Below are 19,684 nucleotides of genomic sequence, written 5' to 3' on the forward strand. Positions count from 1 at the left end.
GTGTGCACCTCTGCGTTCTTATTGTTCTGCTCGTGTCAGCAGTCTAGTCGGCGCAGTCGATCGCGTAGTTGCATTGCCAGCCAGCTTGATGACTGAACGGGTCAGCCATGCAAACTCCTTGGATCCATGTCAAAGCAACGACGCCAACAAAGGTGCGGCGAACAGATTGAGCAAGCCGGTCAAGACCATCACCAGCCCCGCCACGGAGCCTTCTTCGCCGCCCACTTCATGGGCCCGGCTGACACCGGCGCCGTGCGCACCGACACCAAACAGCGCGCCGCGCGCCAAGGCACTGCGCAACGGCAGCCACTTCAACAACACGCCACCGAGCATCGCGCCAAACACGCCAGTGAACATCACGAACACCGCGGTCAGTTCCGGCACGCCCCCCAGATCCTGGGCCATAGGCATGGCAAATGGCGTGGTAATCGAGCGCGGCACCAGTGACATCGTCACCGAACTGTCGAGCGCCAGCGCTTTGGCCAGGCCGAACGAAGTCGCGATCGACGCAGCACTGCCGGCCAGCATACCCAGCAGCAACGCCGACCAGTGCCGCATCAACAAGCGCCGCTGCTGCCAGATCGGCACAGCGAAGGCGACGGTAACAGGACCGAGCACCAGCATCAGCCAGTGGGTGTTGCTCGAGTATTCGGCGTAAGCGGTGTGCAGCGGCACGGCGAGCGCCAGCAGCAGCGCCGGCACCAGAATCAGCGGCGACAACAGATAACGCCCGGTGCGGCGATAAATCCAGCGGCTGAACAGGTAAGCCAACAGCGTGAAGGCCAGCCAGAACATCGGCATCAGTTCAAGTTTCATGGGAATGCCTCATGCGCACGGCCAATTCCACGGTGAACGCGGTCACCAACATCACCATCAACGTGCTGGCAGCAATGACCAGCAGGATCCGCCAGCCGTCATTGCGCAGCAAAGTGCCGTAATCGAGCAGGCTCATCAGCGCAGGAATGAAGAACAGCAGCATCTCGGCCATCAGCAATCCAGCGCCCAATTGCAATGCCGCCGGTTTGACCCAACCGAAAGCGAAAGCGAGCAGCAACAGCACCATGCCGATAACACCCCCGGGAATGGGCCAGGCCAGCCATACCGCCAGCTGACAGCCGAGCAGGTAAAGACCGAGCAGCACGGCGAGTTCGGTCACCAGGCGGGAAAGGTATTTGAGGGTAGCGGTGTTCATGATCAGCTCCTTACAGAGGCTCATTTTACGAAGCGCTCTACCACCCCTAAAGCGAATTGTTAGACTCATGACCATTCCAAAATGGAATCCGCTTATGGAATTCAAACAGCTGCGCAGTTTTGTCGAAGTCATGCATCAGGGCGGTTTCACTCAAGCCGCAAAAACCTTGCACATCAGCCAGTCGGCCGTGAGCAAACAGGTCGCACAACTGGAGCAAAGCATTGGCACGCCATTGCTTGAGCGCCTTGGCTCACAACTGCGCCTGACGGCCGCCGGCAGCGTGGTATTGCAACGCGCCGAAGGCATGCTGCGTCTGCGTAATGAGTTGCTCAGCGAACTGGATGACCTGAGTCAGCTGGCGCGCGGGGAACTGCGCCTCGGTTTGCCGTTGCTGGGCAGCGATGCGCTGTTCGCCGGAGCATTCGCCGAATACCGACGGCGCTATCCGAACATCAGCATTCATCTGCTTGAGGGCGGCAGTCGCAACATCGAGCAAGCGGTGTTGAGTGGCGAACTGGAGTTGGGTGGCAGTCTGATGCCGAAGGATGCGCAGTTCGACTGTCAGCCGTTTTGCGACGAAAAACTCGACGCCCTGCTGCCGGTGGATCATCCACTGGCGAATCGGGGCGAGATCGGGCTGGAGGAGTTGGCCGACACGCCGTTCCTGCTCTATCAACGCAGCTTCGTGCTCAATGACCGCTTGCTCCAGGCGTGTCAGCAAATGGGCTTTACGCCCAAGGAAGGCGGGCGCAGTGGTCAGGCGGATTTTCTCGCGGCGCTGGTCGCCGCCGGGCAAGGCGTGGTGCTGTTGCCCAGCGTCGTGGCGCGCGGTCTGGTGCGACCAGGCGTCGTACGCCTGGCCTTGCGAGCGCCGGATTACTTGCGTTGGGACATCGCATTCATCTGGCGCCACGGCGCCTATCTGTCGAAGGCCGCGCAAGCCTGGCTGGCGCTGCTGCGCGAGCGGGCGATCAGCCCTTGAGCGCGCCGATCAGATCCGCCAGCCACGGCTCGGCGTCGGTTTCCGGGGTGACGCTTTCGCTGGCATCGAGGCGCAGCATCTCTTGCACTTCACGCAGGCCGAGTTCGCTGAAAAACAGTTCGCGCATTTGCTCACCGCCACCGCAGAAGGTGTCGCCGTAACTCGCATCGCCCAACGCAATCACCGCACCGGGCAAACCACGCCAGGCGGCCGGCAATTGATCGCGGATCATCGAATACAACGGTTGCAGGTTGTCCGGCAACTCGCCCATGCCGGTGGTCGAGGTCACGGCGAGAAACGCTTCAGGCGCGAAAGCCTGAACCTCGGCCAGACTGGCGCGCGAGCTGTAGAAGGTTTCAAAGCCAGCGGCTTTCAGCAGGTTCTGGGCGTGGCGGGCGACTTCTTCGGCGGTGCCGTAGACCGAACCGGAGAGGATGGCGACTTTCATCAATCTGATCCTGAAGCTGAAAAAAAGAGCGGCGATAGTAACAGCCTCAGCCGTGAAGTTGCGATTCGCTCTCAATGAGCGCTGATGGCCTATGGACAGGCACCGCCGATCTTCTAGAATGCGTGCCACTGACAGCTCTGAGGGGAATCACGGATGATCAGCGCCAGTTTGCTGCAAATGATGATCAACGCATCGAACGACGGCATTTCGGTCGCAGAAAGGGAGGGCGAACGGGACAACATCCTGATTTACGTCAACCCGGCCTTCGAACGCCTGACCGGTTACACCAGCGAAGAAGTCCTCTACCAGGACTGCCGTTTTCTGCAGGCCGGAGACCGTGACCAGGAGAGTCTGAAACTCATCCGCGAAGCATTGCGTACCAACGGCTCGTGCCGGGAGGTATTGCGCAACTACCGCAAGGACGGCACGCCGTTCTGGAGTGAATTGTCGCTTTCAACGGTAAAAAATGCCGATGACGGGCAGACGTACTTTATCGGCGTGCAAAAGGATGTGACGATTCAGGTCAAGGCTCAGCAACGTGTCGCGCAGCTGGAAGCCAAGGTCGCTGCCCTGGAAGCGGAAATCGCCGCTTTGAAAGCGACAAACGGTTAAAACAAACCATCGAACTTGTTGTCATTAACTACAATCACCAATGACTTTGTAACTATTCCTTTCGAGTTAGCCATGCAACGCGACGCACTCCTGACCCAGGATGAGCTGGATTTTATCCAGACCATGCAGCACAACCCGCAGCTCAATGTGCGGGATGCGACGTCGAGCCTGCTGGTTAACGGCGGTTCGCAGATCCGTGATTTGCTCACGCGTCTGGCCGCTCACGAGCAAGTGACTATTCAGGCCAACTTCGAAAACCAGCAAATGACGTTTCCGCTGCATCTGGTGGAAGACGAGTTTCATGCGATGCACCTGCGTCTCGGTGTGCCAAGCATCTACGAGGATGGCCCGATGGTTCGTCCGTGGCGGCTGGCACTTGAAGAGCCGGTGGCGCTGGAGAATGCCAAAGGCCAGGCGGGCACGCTGTGGGTTCACGAGGTTTCACATAAAGGCGTACTGCTGGAAGTGCGCAACAAGACCAAACCGCCCAAGCACTTCGCGCTGTGGTTCAGCCCTTCGGGTTATGAGCGGATCGCATTGCGCGGTAGTTTCGAGCGCGAAACCGAAAGTGGTTTCTACGCCTACGAACTCAGCCAGACAGACAGCGACGAAACCGAGCGTCTTCGACAATTCATCCTGCAGCAACATCGTTTGACACACCCTGCCCTGCACACCTGATTCTCAGGTATCAAGCCTCCCCGCCAGAAACTGCGTCAAGCGCTGACGCATGTTGGCCCCTTCATTACCCAGGCACGCCACTGATGTTCCGGCCAGGCTCTCTTGCGCCAGATCAGACGCATTGCCGGCGAGCATCAGCTGACAATCAAGACTCAAGGCGAGTCGATTCAGACGCCGGGGCAAATCGGCACTCGGGGCGTGATTGGAAAACAGCACCAGTGCGTCAGGTTTGGTCTTTTCGCAAATGAGGGTCAGCTCATCGAGCGGCTGGCCGGTGGTCAACACCCGAACGCCTGAGTCATTGCCACTCAGAAACAACGCCGCCACCAGCAACTCAAGCTCCCGGCATTGCCCGGCCAGTGCACTGACGATCACCCGTCGCGGTTGCGAGCCACACAGGGTGATGATCCGATGCAGCACACGCGCCCGAAGAAACCCGTCGAAGAACAGCCATTCGCTGGTCTGCCCGAAGCCATCCTGACGCTGCAACAATTGCAGCCACAACGGCATCAGGATGTCTTGAAATACAACGGGCAACGCATAAGAAGAAAAGATCTGACCGTAGACCTGGTCCAGTAGCTGATCATCAAAAGAGCTGATCGCCTGCTGGAGTTGCACCTGCCATTGCAGATAGTCGGCTTGCACCAGTTCATCGGGAATGATGTGCGCGAGGACTTTCAGCGGTTCGGTCTTGGCGAGGATCTTGCCGATCTTGCTGACCGCCACACCGCGATCAATCCAGTCGACGATGCTGCGAACACGCTCGATTTCGGTCATCGAATACAGCCGATGCCCACTGTCGGTGCGCACCGGCTGGATCAAGCCATAGCGACGTTCCCAAGCGCGCAGGGTGACCGGATTAACCCCTGTCACCTTCGCGACTTCGCGGATAGGGAAAAGGTCCTCGCACTCAAGCGCAACAGATGTCTGAGAATCAGCGTGCGCGTCCGTCATGACAGGCATTTGGCCAACTTCCGGTCTTGTGAATTGGATCCCATTCTACCTCTGATGCCCTGTTTGCGTTCAAGTGGAGATATGCGACGAAAGTCTCTGGTTTAAACACGAAAATCAGGAATAATCCTTGCTTGCTGAAAAGCGCAGGCCTCACCCCGGCCTGCGTCAGGCGAAACTCCTACCCGGAGTGACGCAATCGAGATACGGAGATACACAATGTCTACTTCCCCCGTCACGCTGATGGTTGCGCGTCGCGTCGCCGATGGCCGCTATCAGGATCTGATCGCCTGGCTGCGCGAAGGCGAACAACTGGCCACCGATTTCCCCGGTTATCTGGGCTCCGGCGTGCTCGCACCGCCGCCTGGCGATAACGAATTCCAGATTATCTTCCGTTTTGTCGATGAACAGACTTTGCATGCCTGGGAGCATTCGGCCTCGCGTACCGCCTGGCTGGATCGTGGCAGCGATCTGTTTGCCCACCCCAAAGAGCATCGTGTCAGTGGCATCGAAGGCTGGTTCGGTACAAGCGTAGTCGGCCAGCGCCCGCCGCGCTGGAAACAGGCGATTGCGATCTGGCTGGCATTCTTTCCGGTGTCGCTGTTGTTCAATTTTGTCGTGGGCCCGCTGCTCGCTGACATGAGCCTTTTGCCGAAAGTGTTGATCAGCACGGCGTGCCTGACGCCGCTGATGGTTTATTTCTTTATCCCGTTGTCGACGCGGTTGCTGGCGAACTGGTTGAACACCACGCCAGCCCGTCCGTTACCGGTTACGCCGTCTGCGCAGAACCGCTAAAAGATCGCAGCCTCGTTGCACTCGAGTGCTCCTGCACAGCTGCAACATTGACGCAGTGCAGCAGCTGGCGAAGGCTGCGATCTTTTCAGGCGCGCCGCTGTTATAGTTTTTGCACCCACCGCGACACGAGCAGTTCATGACTACAACCTCCGCCCCGATCCTGATCACTGGCGCCGGCCAACGCGTCGGTCTGCACTGCGCGCAGCGTTTGCTCGAAGACGGCTACAGCATCATTTTCACCTACCGCAGCGATCGTCCCGGGGTGCAAACGCTGCGTGATCTGGGCGCCATCGGGGTATTCGCGGATTTCTCCAGCGAAGCAGGCATCCTCTCGTTCATCGCCGAACTGCACACCCACACCGACAGCCTGCGGGCGATCGTGCATAACGCCTCCGACTGGCTCGCGGAAACTCCGGGCAGCGAAGCCGAAGCGTTCAACCGCATGGTCAACATCCACATGCTGGCGCCCTATCTGATCAACCTGCACTGCGCCGACCTGCTCAAGCAGTCGAAGCCCGCCGACATCATCCACCTCAGCGACGATGTCACCCGTAAAGGCAGCAGCAAACACATCGCCTATTGCGCCAGCAAAGCCGGGCTCGACAGCCTGACCCTGTCGTTCGCCGCCCGTTATGCGCCGGCGATCAAGGTCAACGGCATTGCGCCGGCCCTGCTATTGTTCAATCCCGACGACGACGCGGCGTACCGCGCCAAGGCCTTGGCCAAATCCGCGCTGGGCATCGAACCCGGCAGCGAAGTGATCTACCAGAGCCTGCGCTACCTGCTCGACAACCCTTACGTCACCGGCACGACCCTGACCGTCAATGGCGGAAGGCATGTCAAATAACGCTGTCCCGCGAGGATGTTCGATGACCCGCTCCCTGCCCGAGAACTACCGTGAAATCCTCATTGGCCTCGGTGAAGATCCCGACCGTGAAGGATTGCTCGATACGCCGGCGCGGGCGGCCAAGGCCATGCAATACCTGTGTCACGGCTACGAGCAGAGCGTGGACACGATCGTCAATGGCGCGCTGTTTGCCTCTGACAGCGACGAGATGATCATCGTCGCCGACATCGAGTTGTACTCATTGTGCGAACATCACCTGCTGCCCTTCATCGGCAAGGCCCATGTGGCTTATATTCCCACTGGCAAAGTGCTGGGGCTGTCGAAGATCGCGCGACTGGTGGACATGTTCGCCAGACGCCTGCAAATTCAGGAAAACCTCACCCGGCAAATTGCCGATGCGGTGCAACAGGTTACCGATGCCGCCGGTGTTGCGGTGGTCATCGAGGCCAGACACATGTGCATGATGATGCGCGGTGTCGAAAAACAGAATTCGACCATGAACACCTCGGTCATGCTCGGCGCCTTCCGCGACTCGAGCAACACCCGTCAGGAGTTCCTGCAATTGATTGGACGGAGCAAGTAAATGCCACAACTTCAGCCGGGAATGGCGCGTATCCGGGTCAAGGATTTGCGCTTGCGTACCTTTATCGGGATCAACGAGGACGAAATCCTCAACAAGCAGGATGTGCTGATCAACCTGACCATCCTGTACGCCGCGCAAGAAGCGGTGCGTGACAATGACATCGACCACGCGCTCAATTACCGCACCATCACCAAGGCAATCATCGCCCACGTCGAGGGCAATCGTTTTGCCCTGCTCGAGCGCCTGACCCAGGAATTGCTCGATCTGGTGATGACCAACGCATCGGTGCTGTACGCCGAAGTCGAAGTCGACAAGCCGCACGCGCTGCGATTTGCCGAGTCGGTGTCGATAACGCTCGCGGCAAGCCGCTGAGCTTCAAGCTTCAAGCTTCAAGCGGTAAGCTAACAGCCGACCCGATCCAATCTTGCAGCTTGAAGCTTGCCGCTCAAAGCTGTCTCGCAGAGACCCCCATGACTGATCAACAACGCCTCGAACTCGAAGCCGCCGCCTTCCGCCGACTGGTCGCGCACCTGGACAGCCGCAAGGACGTGCAAAACATCGACCTGATGAACCTCGCCGGGTTCTGCCGCAACTGCCTGTCGAAGTGGTACAAGGCCGAAGCCGACGAGCGCCAGATCGAGGTCAGCCTCGACGACGCCCGCGAAGTGGTTTACGGCATGCCGTACGCCGAGTGGAAAGCCCAATTTCAGCAAGAAGCCAGCGCTGAGCAACAAGCGGCGTTCGCCAAAGGAAAAACCCATGAGTGACCTGAACACCCTGCGCGCCAGCCTCAAGAGCGGCGAACACGCTTTCGCCGACACCCTGGCCTTCATCGCCGCGGGCTATGACTACCAGCCTCAGGCGTTCAACAACGGTGGCGTGGAAAACGCCGCCGGGCAGAACGAAGGCTCGTGCAAGACCCTGGGTCTGGCGCTGCTGGAGGGCTTGAGTGACGAAGAAGCGCTGTTGGCGTTCGGCGAGCATTACCGCTCGGTAGTGGCCACGCCTGAGGGCAGTGATCACGGCAATATTCGGGCGTTGATCCAGCATGGTCTGGCCGGCGTGAAATTCACCGCCCAGCCCCTGACCCGCCGCTAACTTCAGCTGCAAACCCAATTCCTGTGGGAGCGAGCCTGCTCGCGAATACGGACTGACATTCGACATTGATGTCGACTGAAACACCGCATTCGCGAGCAGGCTCGCTCCCACATTGGAACTGTGTTGAACCTGAAACCCGAGCATAAAAAAACCGGCCAATCGGCCGGTTTTTTTATGTCTGCGATTTAGAACGAAGCGTTCTGCAGACCGTCCAGGTAACGCTCGGTATCCAGTGCCGCCATGCAACCGGCGCCGGCCGAGGTGATGGCCTGACGGTAAACATGGTCGGCTACGTCGCCGGCGGCGAAGATGCCTTCTACGCTGGTCGCAGTGGCGTTGCCGTCGCGGCCGCCCTGCACTACCAGATAACCGTCTTTCAAGGTCAACTGGCCTTCGAACAGCGAGGTGTTCGGAGTGTGGCCAATGGCGATGAACACGCCGTCGACAGTGATTTCGTCGAAGCTGCCGTCATTGTTCTTCAGACGCGCACCGGTCACGCCCATGTTGTCGCCCAACACTTCGTCGAGGGTGGCGTTGAGCTTGAGGATGATCTTGCCTTCAGCCACGCGAGCGTTGAGCTTGTCGATCAGGATCTTCTCGGCGCGGAACGTTTCGCGACGGTGGATCAGGGTCACGGTGCTGGCGATATTGGCCAGATACAGGGCCTCTTCAACAGCGGTGTTGCCGCCGCCAACCACTGCAACCGGTTTGTTGCGATAGAAGAAACCGTCGCAGGTCGCGCAGGCCGAAACGCCTTTGCCCATGAACGCTTCTTCCGACGGCAGGCCCAGGTAACGAGCGCTGGCACCGGTGGCGATGATCAGGGCGTCGCAGGTGTAGGTCGCGCTGTCGCCGGTCAGGCTGTAAGGCTTGGAAGCGAAGTCGACGGCGTTGATGTGATCGAAAACGATCTCGGTTTCAAAACGCTCGGCGTGCTCGCGCATACGCTCCATCAGCACCGGACCGGTCAGACCGTGGACGTCACCCGGCCAGTTGTCGACTTCGGTGGTGGTGGTCAGTTGACCGCCAGCCTGCATGCCGGTGATCAGCAGTGGCTTGAGGTTGGCACGCGCGGCATACACCGCAGCGCTGTAACCGGCAGGGCCGGAACCGAGAATGATCACTCGCGAATGACGGACTTCAGACATGAATCTGCTCCTGTTGACCGGCCAATACAGCTGGCGCGGACGCCGGACTGCCGGCGGAATAAAAAAGGACTGTGGATAACCTTGGGGAAGGCATGAGCTCGACAATCCTGTAAAAAGTTGGGTGCAGCGTATCGAGGGGGGCAAGATTAAGGAAATACGGTTTAACAATCCAGCTCATAGGTGGTCTCTATGCCGAGACACTGACGAGATGGACGTCTTTGTTACAGTGAATGTCGATCACTCTGCCGCGCTTTCGCACGTAGTGCAAAGTCGGTAAGGTCGGCGCGTTTTCCCTTGCTCGGAGCACCCTATGCCCGCCCCTGTTCTGTCTGGCCCGCAATACCTGCGTGAAGGCCTCAAACTGGTTCTCAGTCCCGGCTTGCGCCTGTTCGTGTTGCTGCCGCTGGCGATCAACCTGGTGCTGTTCGTCGGATTGATCTATCTGGCCGGCCACCAGTTCAGTCTGTGGGTCGATACGCTGATGCCATCGCTGCCCGAGTGGCTGAGTTTCCTCAGTTATATCCTGTGGCCGCTGTTCGTGGTGCTGGTGGCGTTGATGGTGTTTTTCACGTTCACCATGCTGGCCAATATCATTGCTGCGCCGTTCAATGGTTTCCTCGCGGAAAAAGTCGAGGTGGTGGTGCGTGGCACCGACGACTTCCCGGCCTTCAGCTGGGGTGAGCTGGTCGCCATGGTCCCGCGTACCCTGGCCCGGGAAATGCGCAAACTCGGCTACTTCCTGCCTCGGGCGATCGGCCTGTTCATTCTCTCGTTCATCCCCGTGGTGAACATCATCGCCGCGCCGCTGTGGCTGTTGTTCGGCGTGTGGATGATGGCGATCCAGTACATCGACTACCCGGCGGACAACCACAAACTGGGCTGGAACGAGATGCTCGCCTGGCTGCGCGAGAAGCGCTGGCAGAGCATGAGTTTCGGCGGGATCGTGTATCTGGTGCTGCTGATTCCGGTGGTCAACATCCTGATGATGCCCGCCGCGGTGGCTGGGGCAACGTTGTTTTGGGTACGTGAGCGCGGTGCCGAGAATCTGGTGACTCAGCGCTGAGGCGCTCAATAACAGCCCGTCACAAATCCATCATCCGAACGTCACAAGCACGACATGGCCTCAGCCGACACTGAGGTCATGACGACAGCTCTACATATCACTCTGATCAGCGAAACCTTCCCACCGGAAATCAACGGCGTGGCCAACACCCTTGGCCGCTTGTGCGATGGACTGCGAGCGCGTGGACATCGGGTCGACCTGATACGCCCACGTCAGGCCGGCGATCCGCAGCGTACTGAAGACGATGGCTTGCTCTTGTGCCGGGGCTGGCCGCTGCCGGGCTATCCCGGATTGCAATGGGGCCAGTCGTCGATGCACAAGTTGCTGCGGCGCTGGAAGCACCAGCGTCCGGACGTGCTGTACATCGCCACTGAAGGCCCGCTCGGTCTGTCGGCGTTGCGAGCGGCGCGGCGCCTGGGGATTTCGGTGGTCAGTGGTTTTCATACCAATTTCCAGCAATACACCAGCCAGTACGGCCTCGGTTTGTTGACGCGGCTCCTGACGCATTATTTGCGCTGGTTCCACAACCGTTCGGCGCTGACACTGGTGCCGAGTATCAGTCAGCGACTGGAACTGGAGCGGCGGCATTTCGAGCGACTGGCGTTGCTGTCCCGCGGTGTGGACAGCCAGTTGTTCCACCCGGCCAAACGCCTGAACGCCCTGCGTGAGCAATGGGGACTGGGCGAGCGCGATATTGCGGTGATTCACGTAGGAAGGCTCGCGCCAGAGAAAAACCTCGGTTTGCTCAAACGCTGCTTTGAAAAGCTGCGCGACACTTATCCACAGCGCACTCTGAAGCTGATCGTGATCGGCGACGGGCCGCAACGCATGGCGCTGGAGAAAGATCTGCCTGAGGCGATTTTCTGCGGGTCACAGCGCGGTGAAGCGCTGGCCGCGCACTATGCGTCCGGCGATGTGTTTCTGTTTCCGAGCCTGACCGAAACCTTTGGCAATGTCGTGCTCGAAGCGCTGGCCTCAGGGCTTGGCGTGGTGGCCTACGATCAGGCAGCGGCGGCGCAGCATATTCGCCACGGCTACAGCGGCGTGCTGGCTATGCCGGGCGATGAAGAGGCGTTTTGCGATGCGGCGGCGTGGTTGCTGGAGAAGTATGAAACGTTGCGCTGCGTGCGCCTGAATGCGCGCCAGCATGCGAGTCGCCAGGGGTGGGCGGCGATTATCGAGCAGTTTGAAGGGCATTTGCGCGGGGCGTGCGTTGGGGAGCAGGTTGTCCCTAATGCACAGACATTGCGATAGATCTTTACTGGTCTTGAAACCACTTTCGCGAGCAGGCTCGCTCCCACAAGGGATCTCCAGTGAACACAGGATTTGTGAATACCGGAGAAACCTGTGAGAGCGAGCCTGCTCGCGAAGGGGTCAGTAATGGCGCCGCTTAAACCAGCGTCATCAACGCCTCACGGCTGAACGGCAGAATGTCCTGCTCACGCCCTTCGCGCACTTTCAGTGCCCAATCCGGATCGACCAGCAGTGCGCGCCCCACCGCGACCAGATCGAATTCCTCTTTGTTCAGGCGCTCGAGCAGGTTCTCCAGACTGGCCGGCTCTGCAACCTTGTCGGTGTTGACCATGAACTGCAGGAACTCGCCATCCAGGCCTACGCTGCCGACGGTGATGGTCGGTTTGCCGGTCAGCTTGCGCGTCCAGCCAGCCAGGTTCAGCTCGGAGCCGTCGAATTCCGGCTCCCAGAAACGCCGCGTCGAGCAGTGGAAGATGTCCACGCCAGCGTCGGACAGCGGCTTGAGGAATTCACCCAAGGCTTCCGGGGTTTGCACCAGGCGTGCGGTGTAATCCTGCTGTTTCCATTGCGAGAAACGGAAGATGATCGGGAAACCCTCGCCGACGGCTGCACGCACAGCCTGAATCAGCTCGATGGCAAAGCGCGAACGGTTGGCCAGACTGCCGCCGTATTCGTCAGTGCGCTGGTTGCTGCCTTCCCAGAAGAACTGGTCGACCAGATAACCATGGGCGCCGTGGATTTCCACGCCGTCCATGCCGATGCTTTGGGCATCCTTGGCCGCTTGGGCGAAGGCGCCGATCACGTCCTGGATGTCCTGCTTGGTCATGCCGTGCACTACGACCTGACCGTCCTTGAGTTTTTCCGACGGACCATAACCCGGCACGCTGGCGTCCGGTTCGGTGCCGATGCGGCGCACGCTACCGACGTGCCACAGCTGCGGAACGATCTTGCCGCCCTCGGCATGTACCGCGTCGACGACTTTTTTCCAACCGGCCAAGGGTGCTTCACCAAAGAACTGCGGCACATTCGGGTAACCGTTGGACGCAATATGGCCCACGGTGGTGCCTTCAGTGATGATCAGACCGACGCCAGCAGCAGCGCGACGACGGTAGTACTCGATGACTTTGGAGTTCGGCACGCCACCCGGAGAAAACGAACGGGTCATCGGTGCCATGACTACACGGGTCGGCAGTTCGAGAGTGCCGAGGTGGAACGGTTTGAACAGGGCTTGAACCGGCATGGGAAGACTCCGCAGGGAATGACTTTATGACGGCGATAATATTGATCGGCAAACGCCTTGAACACCACTATTGATCTGAATGATTAAGGGATAGAAACGAAAAGATCGCAGCCTTCGGCAGCTCCTACACAATCGAATGCAAGCCAAACGAAAAGATCGCAGCCCCAGCAGTCCCCTGTAGGAGCTGCCGAAGGCTCGGGCCGCGATCGGACGATCTCTTGATCTTGATGGTTTTAGCCCAGCGCTTTCTCGATTGCAGCAATCACGGTCGGATCATCCGGCGCCGTGCGCGGCGAGAACCGGGCCAGCACGCGGCCGTCCTTGCCAAGCAGGAACTTCTCGAAATTCCAGGTGATGTCACCGGGAAACTCCGCGCCCTCGCCCGCCAGCAGCCGATAGAGCTGATGGCGCTCGTGACCATTGACTTCGAGCTTGCTCGACAAAGGGAACGTCACGCCATAGTTGAGGCTGCAGAAATCCTGGATTTCCTGTTCGGTGCCTGGCTCCTGACCGGCAAACTGGTTGCACGGCAGGCCCAATACACTGAAGCCTTTACCCTTGAATTGCTGGTAGAGGTTTTCCAGCGCCGCGTACTGTGGGGTCAACCCGCATTTGGAGGCGACGTTGACCACCAGCACCACTTGGCCCTTGAAGGGCGCCAGCGGTAGCTCCTGACCATCCAGGGCTGTCAACTTAAGGTCGTGAAAAGCACTCATGACGAACTCCAGATTCCCGTGTTCTACTCGAAACAGCCACTTGGCGAGACCACCAAGGACAGCCGCGGACTAAAAAAGGCGCCCGCAGGCGCCTCTCCAGTACTCGAAGCTTAGCGCAGAAAATCAGTGCTGATGGCCACCTTCGCCATGGACGTGACCATGAGCGACTTCTTCCTGGCTGGCATCACGGATAGCAACGATCTTCACTTTGAAGTTCAGGCGCTGACCGGCCAATGGGTGGTTGCCGTCGACAGTGACGTCGTCGCCGTCCAGGTCACGGATGGTGACGATTTGCATCTGGCCATCCGGCGCCGAAGCGTGGAACTGCATGCCAACTTCCAGCTCGTCAACGCCTTCGAACATGCTGCGGCTCAGGGTGCTGACCAGTTCGGCAGCGTATTCGCCGTAAGCGTCTTCCGGTTCAACGGAAACTTCCAGTTCGTCACCAACAGCTTTGCCATCCAGGGCTTTTTCCAGGCCCGGGATGATGTTGCCTGCGCCTTGCAGGTAGACCAGCGGAGCGCCGCCGGCGGAGCTGTCGATGACCTCACCAGCGTCGTTGGTCAGGGTATAGTCGATGGAGACAGCCTTATTGGCGGCGATCAGCATGGGGCGAGACCTTTTGCAGAAGAATATAGAAAGACCAAGTTTAGCGAAGCAAACGCGCGAAAGCGAACACAACCCGGACAAACGGGATTCGACGATTACCGGCTTCCATCAGGACGAGGACGGTCACTGGGTGGCCGAGCTTTCCTGTGGCCACACTCAGCACCTGCGTCACCAGCCACCGTGGCAATCGCGCGCGTGGGTGCTGGACCCGGCGCAACGTATTGAAAAAATAGGCCAACCCTTTGCCTGCGGTTGGTGCGCTCAAGGCTCGGTTAGCGATAACCTTGGCGCCTGAATTTCGGTAGGCAGTCACGTATAGATCGCCACCATTGCCATGCACCCTTAGAGAATTCGCATGCAAACTTTTTTTATCGCACCCACCGATTTTGGTGTGGGTCTGACCTCCATCAGCCTCGGGCTGGTGCGTACGCTGGAGCGGGCCGGGCTGAAAGTCGGTTTCTTCAAACCGATCGCCCAACCGCATCCGGGCGACACCGGCCCTGAGCGCTCCACCGAACTGATGGCGCGCACCCACGGCCTGAAACCACCACAGCCGCTGGGTCTGGCCCATGTCGAGCGGATGCTTGGCGATGGCCAGCTCGATGAGCTGCTCGAAGAAATCATCACCCTGTATCAGCAAGCAGCCGTCGGCAAAGACGTGCTGGTGGTTGAAGGCATGGTACCGACCCGCAGCGCCAGTTACGCCGCACGGGTCAATCTGCATCTGGCTAAAAGTCTGGATGCCGAAGTGATTCTGGTCTCGGCGCCGGAAAACGAAGTGCTCGCCGAACTCTCCGGCCGCGTCGAATTGCAGGCGCAATTGTTCGGGGGTCCGAAAGACCCGAAAGTCCTCGGCGTGATCCTCAACAAGGTCAAGACCGACGAGAGCATGGAAGCGTTTGCCGCACGTCTGAAAGAGCACTCGCCGTTGCTGCGCAGCGGTGATTTCCGTCTGCTCGGCTGCATCCCGTTCCAGCCTGAACTCAATGCACCGCGGACCCGCGATGTCGCCGACCTGATGGGCGCACAAGTGCTCAACGCCGGCGACTATGAAACCCGCCGGATGACCAAAATCATCATTTGCGCACGCACCATGCGCAACACCGTTGAGCTGCTCAAGCCCGGCGTGCTGGTGGTGACGCCGGGGGATCGTGACGACATCATCCTTGCGGTCAGCCTCGCGGCGATCAACGGCGTGCCGCTGGCCGGCCTGTTGCTGACCAGCGACACCCTGCCCGATCCGCGCATCATGGACTTGTGCCGTGGCGCCTTGCAGGCCGGATTGCCGGTGTTGTCGGTGAGCACGGGCTCCTACGACACCGCCAACCTGCTCAACGGCTTGAACAAGGAAATCCCGATTGACGACCGCGAACGTGCGGAGATCATCACCGATTTCGTCGCCAGCCACCTCGACGCCAACTGGCTGCACCAGCGCTGCGGTACACCACGCGAGATGCGCCTGTCGCCGGCGGTGTTCCGTTATCAACTTATTCAGCGCGCCCAAGCTGCCAACAAACGCATCGTCCTGCCTGAAGGCAGCGAGCCATTCACCGTGCAAGCGGCGGCGATTTGTCAGGAACGCGGGATAGCCCGTTGTGTGTTGCTGGCCAAACCCGAAGACGTCGAAGCGGTCGCCCGCGCCCAAGGCATCGTATTGCCGCCTGGGCTGGAGATTCTCGATCCGGATCTGATCCGCGAGCGCTACGTCGAGCCGATGGTTGCCCTGCGCAAGACCAAAAGCCTCAACGCCCCAATGGCCGAGCAGCAACTGGAAGACACCGTGGTGATCGGCACCATGATGCTCGCGCTGGATGAAGTCGACGGCCTGGTTTCCGGCGTGATCAACACCACCGCCAATACCATCCGTCCGGCCCTGCAACTGATCAAGACCGCGCCGGGCTGCACGCTGGTGTCGTCGGTGTTCTTCATGCTGTTCCCGGAGGAAGTGCTGGTCTACGGCGACTGCGTGATGAACCCGCACCCGAGCGCCACCGAACTGGCAGAGATCGCCCTGCAAAGCGCCGACTCGGCCGCAGCATTCGGCATCACCCCGCGCGTGGCGATGATCAGTTACTCCAGCGGCGAATCGGCCACTGGCGAGGAAGTCGAGAAAGTCCGCGAGGCCACCCTGCTCGCCCACGAACAACAGCACTCGCTGCTGATCGATGGCCCGCTGCAATACGACGCCGCTGCCAACGAAACCGTCGCTCGGCAACTGGCACCGAACAGCCCGGTGGCCGGTCGCGCCACTGTGTTTGTGTTCCCCGATCTGAACACCGGCAACACCACACACAAAGCTGTGCAGCGCAGCGCCGACTGCGTCAGCCTCGGCCCGATGCTGCAAGGCCTGCGCAAACCGGTGAACGACCTGCCGCGCGGCGCGCAAGTCGACGACATCGTCTACACCATCGCCCTCACCGCGATTCAAGCCGCCAACCGACCTATGGATGTGTAAATGCTGGATTTCCTACCTGCGCCGCTGCGCGGCGTGATCGCCTCACTGCTGTTGGCGCTCAATACGATTCTGCTGTGTTCGTTCCTGTTCTGCGTGGCGCTGATCAAGGCCTTGCCGTTCGCCTTCACCCAGCGCATCGCCGGTTGGCTGATGAGCCACACCCACGAAGCGTGGATCAGCAATAACAAGGGCTGGATGAACCTGGTGCGCCGCACGCGCTGGCACATCAGCGGCCTGCAAGGTCTCGACTACAACCACTCCTATCTGATTACCAGCAACCATCAGAGCTGGGTCGACATTCTGGTGCTGCAATACGTACTCAACCGTCGCATCCAGCCGCTGAAGTTCTTCCTCAAGCAAGAACTGATCTGGGTGCCGGTGATTGGTCTGGCGTGGTGGGCGCTGGGTTTCCCGTTCATGAAGCGCTACTCCAAGGCCTATCTGGAAAAACACCCGGAGAAAAAAGGCAAAGACCTCGAAACCACCCGCAAGACCTGCGCGAAATTTCGCAACAACCCGGTGGGAATCTTCAACTTCGTCGAAGGCACGCGCTTCACCACTGGCAAGCATGCACAGCAACAGTCGCCGTTCAAATACCTGCTCAAGCCGAAGGCTGGTGGCATTGCGTTCGTGCTGGATGCAATGGGCGAACAGTTGGAGTCGATCGTCAACGTGACCATCCACTACCCAGCCGGGCGCCCGGGATTTTGGGATTTACTGTGCGGCAACGTGCGAGACGTAGTGGTGCACTTTGAAGAGCTGAAGATTCCTCAGCAGTTCATTGGCAAGAATTACGATCAGGACGGTGAGTATCGTTTGCAGTTCCAGGGCTGGATCAATCAGCTGTGGCTGGATAAAGACGCGCTGCTCGAACAGATGCACCGCGAGTATCCAGCGAAGTCTTGAAGCATCTGTTCTGACCTCATCGCTGGCAAGCCAGCTCCCACAGGTTTCTCTGCCTTACACAAAATTTGTGTGCGCTGAAAATCCCTGTGGGAGCTGGCTTGCCAGCGATAGCCATCTTAAGGTCACAAAAAAGCCCATCGATGATTGCACATCGGCGGGCTTTTTCTTGCAGCTTGAAACCAGAAGCTTGCAGCTGCTTTATCGCTTAAATCGCGCCACGTTGACGCAGCAGATCCAGCACTTGCTTGACGCTCTCTTCCAGCGACAGCGCCTGAGTGTCGATCACCAGGTCAGCATTCAACGGCACGTCATACGGGAAGGACTCACCCGGAATATTATCGCCGCCCGCCGCATACAACCCCTGCGGATCACGCTCTGCACATACCGTCGGCGAAGCCTGCACATAAACCGTCAGTAGACGATCCTTGCCAATCAGTTCCTTGGCCTGCTCACGACCTTCGGCACTCGGCGCCACAAACGACGCCAACGTCAACAGACCGGCTTCGTTGAACTGACGGGCAACGTGCGCGGCACGACGCCAGTTCTCGGTACGGCCAGCGCGGTCCTGCGGCAGACCTTTGTTCAGATCCTGACGCAGATTCTGGCCATCGAGTACAAACACCGCTCGTCCCATATCGAATAGCTTGCGTTCAACCGCATAAGCCAGCGTGCTCTTGCCCGCGCCCGACAGACCGCTGAACAGCACGGTGGCCGGTTGCTGACCAAAGCGCTGCGCACGTTCTTCAGTCGCCACATGCGCCAGTTTGCCGTGGTGTGTCGTGGTGCCATGCGAAACAGGCTGAGCGACGATCATGCCAGCGCCAACGGTGCCGTTGGTCAAACGATCGATGATGATGAACGCGCCGGTGGTGCGGTTGCTTTCGTAACCGTCGAGGGCAATCGGCGCATCAAGCGCGATCCTGACCTTGCCGATTTCGTTGAGCTGCAAAGCGCTCGCCGGGCCTTCTTCCAGCGTGTTCACGTCGACCTTGTTGATGATGCTGGCAATCGAGCCCGGCACATAACTGGTCGCCCGTTTGATGTCGTACTTCTTGCCCGGCAGCATCGGCTCTTCAGCCATCCACACCAACATCGCTTCGAAGCTGTCGGTGACCGGCGGCACGTTGTCGGCATGCACCAACAGGTCGCCGCGAGAGATGTCGATTTCGTCTTCCATGGTCAGCGTCACCGCTTGACCAGGACCCGCATGCTCCAGTTCACCTTCGAAAGTGACAATGGATTTCACACGGCTGCTCTTGCCCGACGGCAGCACCACGACCTCGTCACCCTTCTTGACGATGCCGCTGGCGAGGGTGCCGGCGAAACCGCGGAAGTTCAGGTTCGGACGGTTGACGTACTGCACCGGGAAACGCAGATCGGTGAAGTTGCGGTCGCCCGCCACTTCCACGGTCTCGAGAATTTCCATCAGCGACTGACCGGTGTACCACGGCGAGCGCTCGGATTTGTTCACCACGTTGTCGCCTTTCAGGGCAGACATCGGCACAAAGTGCATGCTGGTCGGCTTCATCTTCAAGCCTTCGGCGAACTTCAGGTAATCAGCCTTGATCGACTCGAACACGCCTTCATCGAAGTCCTTGAGGTCCATCTTGTTGATGGCGACAACGATGTGTTTGATCCCCAGCAAGGACGCGATGAAGCTGTGGCGACGAGTCTGGGTCTGCACACCGTAACGGGCATCGACCAGGATGATCGCCAGGTCACAGGTGGACGCACCGGTGGCCATGTTGCGGGTGTACTGCTCATGGCCGGGGGTGTCGGCAATGATGAATTTGCGCTTGGCGGTGGAGAAATAGCGGTAGGCGACATCGATGGTGATGCCCTGCTCACGCTCGGCCTGCAGGCCGTCGACCAGCAACGCCAGGTCGATGTCGTCACCGGTGGTGCCGACTTTCTTCGAATCGCGGGTGATGGCTTCCAGATGATCTTCGTAGATCATTTTGGAGTCGTGCAGCAGGCGCCCGATCAGGGTGCTCTTGCCGTCATCGACGTTACCGCAGGTCAAAAAGCGCAGCAGCTCTTTACGTTCGTGCTGGCCCAGGTAGGCGAGGATGTCCTCGCTGATCAAATCAGATACGTGCGACATGAC

At 59.3% G+C, this 19,684-nt stretch carries 23 protein-coding genes; 14 read left to right on the top strand and 9 right to left on the bottom strand.

Translation table 11 applies throughout. The annotated features are described in order from the left end of the window. Nucleotides 1-129 precede the first annotated feature (129 nt). Nucleotides 130-816 (bottom strand): LrgB family protein, encoded by a 687-nt coding sequence (locus H8B20_RS23095; RefSeq protein ID WP_200611115.1) that lies wholly within the window; start codon nt 814-816, stop codon nt 130-132. After that, nucleotides 806-1,192 (bottom strand): CidA/LrgA family protein, encoded by a 387-nt coding sequence (locus tag H8B20_RS23100; protein ID WP_210624738.1) that lies wholly within the window; start codon nt 1,190-1,192, stop codon nt 806-808. The genes H8B20_RS23095 and H8B20_RS23100 overlap by 11 nt, the downstream gene beginning before the upstream one ends. Nucleotides 1,193-1,286: 94 nt before the next feature. On the opposite strand from H8B20_RS23100, the gene H8B20_RS23105 reads away from it, so the two are divergent. Continuing rightward, nucleotides 1,287-2,174: a LysR family transcriptional regulator gene (locus H8B20_RS23105; protein ID WP_210624739.1), complete on the top strand. Its 888-nt coding sequence runs from the start codon at nt 1,287-1,289 to the stop codon at nt 2,172-2,174. Here H8B20_RS23105 and H8B20_RS23110 read toward each other — a convergent pair. Next, complete coding sequence (locus tag H8B20_RS23110; RefSeq protein ID WP_047299792.1) at nt 2,164-2,622, bottom strand: flavodoxin; 459 nt, start codon at nt 2,620-2,622, stop codon at nt 2,164-2,166. The genes H8B20_RS23105 and H8B20_RS23110 overlap by 11 nt on opposite strands. 153 nt (nt 2,623-2,775) lie before the next feature. Between H8B20_RS23110 and H8B20_RS23115 the strand changes: the two genes are divergently transcribed. Further along, the gene (locus tag H8B20_RS23115; protein WP_210624740.1) at nt 2,776-3,234 is read left to right on the top strand and encodes a PAS domain-containing protein; all 459 of its coding nucleotides are present in this window, start codon (nt 2,776-2,778) and stop codon (nt 3,232-3,234) included. Nucleotides 3,235-3,306: 72 nt separating this feature from the next. After that, nucleotides 3,307-3,912: a hypothetical protein gene (locus H8B20_RS23120; protein WP_210624741.1), complete on the top strand. Its 606-nt coding sequence runs from the start codon at nt 3,307-3,309 to the stop codon at nt 3,910-3,912. A 3-nt stretch (nt 3,913-3,915) separates the two neighbouring features. Here H8B20_RS23120 and H8B20_RS23125 read toward each other — a convergent pair whose 3' ends face one another. Beyond that, on the bottom strand, nt 3,916-4,875 hold the full coding sequence (locus H8B20_RS23125) for a MerR family transcriptional regulator (RefSeq protein ID WP_210624742.1): 960 nt from the start codon (nt 4,873-4,875) through the stop codon (nt 3,916-3,918). Nucleotides 4,876-5,082: 207 nt separating this feature from the next. On the opposite strand from H8B20_RS23125, the gene H8B20_RS23130 reads away from it, so the two are divergent. The 6 genes from H8B20_RS23130 to H8B20_RS23155 all read left to right on the top strand — a co-directional run bounded on the left by H8B20_RS23130 (nt 5,083) and on the right by H8B20_RS23155 (nt 8,186). Then, nucleotides 5,083-5,658 (top strand): antibiotic biosynthesis monooxygenase, encoded by a 576-nt coding sequence (locus H8B20_RS23130; protein ID WP_210624743.1) that lies wholly within the window; start codon nt 5,083-5,085, stop codon nt 5,656-5,658. A gap of 136 nt (nt 5,659-5,794) precedes the next feature. Then, entirely contained in the window at nt 5,795-6,505 is a 711-nt protein-coding gene (gene folM / locus H8B20_RS23135) for a dihydromonapterin reductase (protein ID WP_210624744.1), read from the top strand. A gap of 22 nt (nt 6,506-6,527) precedes the next feature. After that, complete coding sequence (gene folE / locus H8B20_RS23140; RefSeq protein ID WP_042557695.1) at nt 6,528-7,088, top strand: GTP cyclohydrolase I FolE; 561 nt, start codon at nt 6,528-6,530, stop codon at nt 7,086-7,088. After that, on the top strand, nt 7,089-7,460 hold the full coding sequence (gene folX, locus H8B20_RS23145) for a dihydroneopterin triphosphate 2'-epimerase (protein ID WP_016771653.1): 372 nt from the start codon (nt 7,089-7,091) through the stop codon (nt 7,458-7,460). Nucleotides 7,461-7,558: 98 nt separating this feature from the next. Further along, nucleotides 7,559-7,855 carry a DUF1244 domain-containing protein gene (locus tag H8B20_RS23150; protein ID WP_210624745.1) on the top strand — a complete coding sequence of 99 codons (297 nt, stop codon included), beginning with the start codon at nt 7,559-7,561 and terminating at the stop codon, nt 7,853-7,855. After that, the gene (locus tag H8B20_RS23155; RefSeq protein ID WP_047299789.1) at nt 7,848-8,186 is read left to right on the top strand and encodes a HopJ type III effector protein; all 339 of its coding nucleotides are present in this window, start codon (nt 7,848-7,850) and stop codon (nt 8,184-8,186) included. The genes H8B20_RS23150 and H8B20_RS23155 overlap by 8 nt, the downstream gene beginning before the upstream one ends. 185 nt (nt 8,187-8,371) lie before the next feature. Here H8B20_RS23155 and trxB read toward each other — a convergent pair whose 3' ends face one another. Next, the gene (gene trxB, locus H8B20_RS23160; RefSeq protein WP_042557693.1) at nt 8,372-9,334 is read right to left on the bottom strand and encodes a thioredoxin-disulfide reductase; all 963 of its coding nucleotides are present in this window, start codon (nt 9,332-9,334) and stop codon (nt 8,372-8,374) included. A 310-nt stretch (nt 9,335-9,644) separates the two neighbouring features. On the opposite strand from trxB, the gene cysZ reads away from it, so the two are divergent. Beyond that, the gene (gene cysZ, locus H8B20_RS23165; RefSeq protein ID WP_042557692.1) at nt 9,645-10,397 is read left to right on the top strand and encodes a sulfate transporter CysZ; all 753 of its coding nucleotides are present in this window, start codon (nt 9,645-9,647) and stop codon (nt 10,395-10,397) included. 54 nt (nt 10,398-10,451) lie between these two features. Next, entirely contained in the window at nt 10,452-11,651 is a 1,200-nt protein-coding gene (locus tag H8B20_RS23170) for a glycosyltransferase family 4 protein (RefSeq protein WP_210624746.1), read from the top strand. 136 nt (nt 11,652-11,787) lie between these two features. On the opposite strand, the gene H8B20_RS23175 is transcribed toward H8B20_RS23170, so the two are convergent. From H8B20_RS23175 to H8B20_RS23185, 3 genes are all read right to left on the bottom strand, one after another. Then, nucleotides 11,788-12,891 (bottom strand): NADH:flavin oxidoreductase, encoded by a 1,104-nt coding sequence (locus H8B20_RS23175; protein ID WP_042557690.1) that lies wholly within the window; start codon nt 12,889-12,891, stop codon nt 11,788-11,790. 233 nt (nt 12,892-13,124) lie between these two features. After that, nucleotides 13,125-13,607, bottom strand: a complete 483-nt coding sequence (locus H8B20_RS23180; protein ID WP_042557689.1) for a glutathione peroxidase — start codon at nt 13,605-13,607, stop codon at nt 13,125-13,127. A 123-nt stretch (nt 13,608-13,730) separates the two neighbouring features. Beyond that, nucleotides 13,731-14,216, bottom strand: coding sequence for an FKBP-type peptidyl-prolyl cis-trans isomerase (locus H8B20_RS23185; RefSeq protein WP_042557688.1), 486 nt, complete (start codon nt 14,214-14,216; stop codon nt 13,731-13,733). On the opposite strand from H8B20_RS23185, the gene H8B20_RS23190 reads away from it, so the two are divergent. From H8B20_RS23190 to H8B20_RS23200, 3 genes are read left to right on the top strand one after another with little or no spacing between them, the layout of a single operon-like run. Continuing rightward, nucleotides 14,185-14,511, top strand: coding sequence for a DUF3565 domain-containing protein (locus H8B20_RS23190; protein WP_042557687.1), 327 nt, complete (start codon nt 14,185-14,187; stop codon nt 14,509-14,511). The genes H8B20_RS23185 and H8B20_RS23190 overlap by 32 nt on opposite strands. A 60-nt stretch (nt 14,512-14,571) precedes the next feature. Beyond that, nucleotides 14,572-16,671: a phosphate acetyltransferase gene (gene pta, locus H8B20_RS23195; protein WP_042557686.1), complete on the top strand. Its 2,100-nt coding sequence runs from the start codon at nt 14,572-14,574 to the stop codon at nt 16,669-16,671. Next, nucleotides 16,672-17,577: an acyltransferase gene (locus H8B20_RS23200; protein WP_042557685.1), complete on the top strand. Its 906-nt coding sequence runs from the start codon at nt 16,672-16,674 to the stop codon at nt 17,575-17,577. 205 nt (nt 17,578-17,782) lie between these two features. On the opposite strand, the gene cysN is transcribed toward H8B20_RS23200, so the two are convergent. After that, the gene (cysN, locus tag H8B20_RS23205) at nt 17,783-19,681 is read right to left on the bottom strand and encodes a sulfate adenylyltransferase subunit CysN (RefSeq protein WP_210624747.1); all 1,899 of its coding nucleotides are present in this window, start codon (nt 19,679-19,681) and stop codon (nt 17,783-17,785) included. Nucleotides 19,682-19,684 lie beyond the last annotated feature (3 nt).

It is taken from the genome of Pseudomonas sp. P42 (assembly GCF_017973755.1).
Taxonomy (GTDB): domain Bacteria; phylum Pseudomonadota; class Gammaproteobacteria; order Pseudomonadales; family Pseudomonadaceae; genus Aquipseudomonas; species Aquipseudomonas iridis.

Bases quoted from the DNA above. Each gene is read 5' to 3' on its own strand.
- H8B20_RS23095 (WP_200611115.1), bottom strand. From the start codon at position 816: ATGAAACTTGAACTGATGCCGATGTTCTGGCTGGCCTTCACGCTGTTG.
- H8B20_RS23100 (WP_210624738.1), bottom strand. From the start codon at position 1,192: ATGAACACCGCTACCCTCAAATACCTTTCCCGCCTGGTGACCGAACTC.
- H8B20_RS23105 (WP_210624739.1), top strand. From the start codon at position 1,287: ATGGAATTCAAACAGCTGCGCAGTTTTGTCGAAGTCATGCATCAGGGC.
- H8B20_RS23110 (WP_047299792.1), bottom strand. From the start codon at position 2,622: ATGAAAGTCGCCATCCTCTCCGGTTCGGTCTACGGCACCGCCGAAGAA.
- H8B20_RS23115 (WP_210624740.1), top strand. From the start codon at position 2,776: ATGATCAGCGCCAGTTTGCTGCAAATGATGATCAACGCATCGAACGAC.
- H8B20_RS23120 (WP_210624741.1), top strand. From the start codon at position 3,307: ATGCAACGCGACGCACTCCTGACCCAGGATGAGCTGGATTTTATCCAG.
- H8B20_RS23125 (WP_210624742.1), bottom strand. From the start codon at position 4,875: ATGCCTGTCATGACGGACGCGCACGCTGATTCTCAGACATCTGTTGCG.
- H8B20_RS23130 (WP_210624743.1), top strand. From the start codon at position 5,083: ATGTCTACTTCCCCCGTCACGCTGATGGTTGCGCGTCGCGTCGCCGAT.
- folM (WP_210624744.1), top strand. From the start codon at position 5,795: ATGACTACAACCTCCGCCCCGATCCTGATCACTGGCGCCGGCCAACGC.
- folE (WP_042557695.1), top strand. From the start codon at position 6,528: ATGACCCGCTCCCTGCCCGAGAACTACCGTGAAATCCTCATTGGCCTC.
- folX (WP_016771653.1), top strand. From the start codon at position 7,089: ATGCCACAACTTCAGCCGGGAATGGCGCGTATCCGGGTCAAGGATTTG.
- H8B20_RS23150 (WP_210624745.1), top strand. From the start codon at position 7,559: ATGACTGATCAACAACGCCTCGAACTCGAAGCCGCCGCCTTCCGCCGA.
- H8B20_RS23155 (WP_047299789.1), top strand. From the start codon at position 7,848: ATGAGTGACCTGAACACCCTGCGCGCCAGCCTCAAGAGCGGCGAACAC.
- trxB (WP_042557693.1), bottom strand. From the start codon at position 9,334: ATGTCTGAAGTCCGTCATTCGCGAGTGATCATTCTCGGTTCCGGCCCT.
- cysZ (WP_042557692.1), top strand. From the start codon at position 9,645: ATGCCCGCCCCTGTTCTGTCTGGCCCGCAATACCTGCGTGAAGGCCTC.
- H8B20_RS23170 (WP_210624746.1), top strand. From the start codon at position 10,452: ATGGCCTCAGCCGACACTGAGGTCATGACGACAGCTCTACATATCACT.
- H8B20_RS23175 (WP_042557690.1), bottom strand. From the start codon at position 12,891: ATGCCGGTTCAAGCCCTGTTCAAACCGTTCCACCTCGGCACTCTCGAA.
- H8B20_RS23180 (WP_042557689.1), bottom strand. From the start codon at position 13,607: ATGAGTGCTTTTCACGACCTTAAGTTGACAGCCCTGGATGGTCAGGAG.
- H8B20_RS23190 (WP_042557687.1), top strand. From the start codon at position 14,185: ATGGAGACAGCCTTATTGGCGGCGATCAGCATGGGGCGAGACCTTTTG.
- H8B20_RS23185 (WP_042557688.1), bottom strand. From the start codon at position 14,216: ATGCTGATCGCCGCCAATAAGGCTGTCTCCATCGACTATACCCTGACC.
- pta (WP_042557686.1), top strand. From the start codon at position 14,572: ATGCAAACTTTTTTTATCGCACCCACCGATTTTGGTGTGGGTCTGACC.
- H8B20_RS23200 (WP_042557685.1), top strand. From the start codon at position 16,672: ATGCTGGATTTCCTACCTGCGCCGCTGCGCGGCGTGATCGCCTCACTG.
- cysN (WP_210624747.1), bottom strand. From the start codon at position 19,681: ATGTCGCACGTATCTGATTTGATCAGCGAGGACATCCTCGCCTACCTG.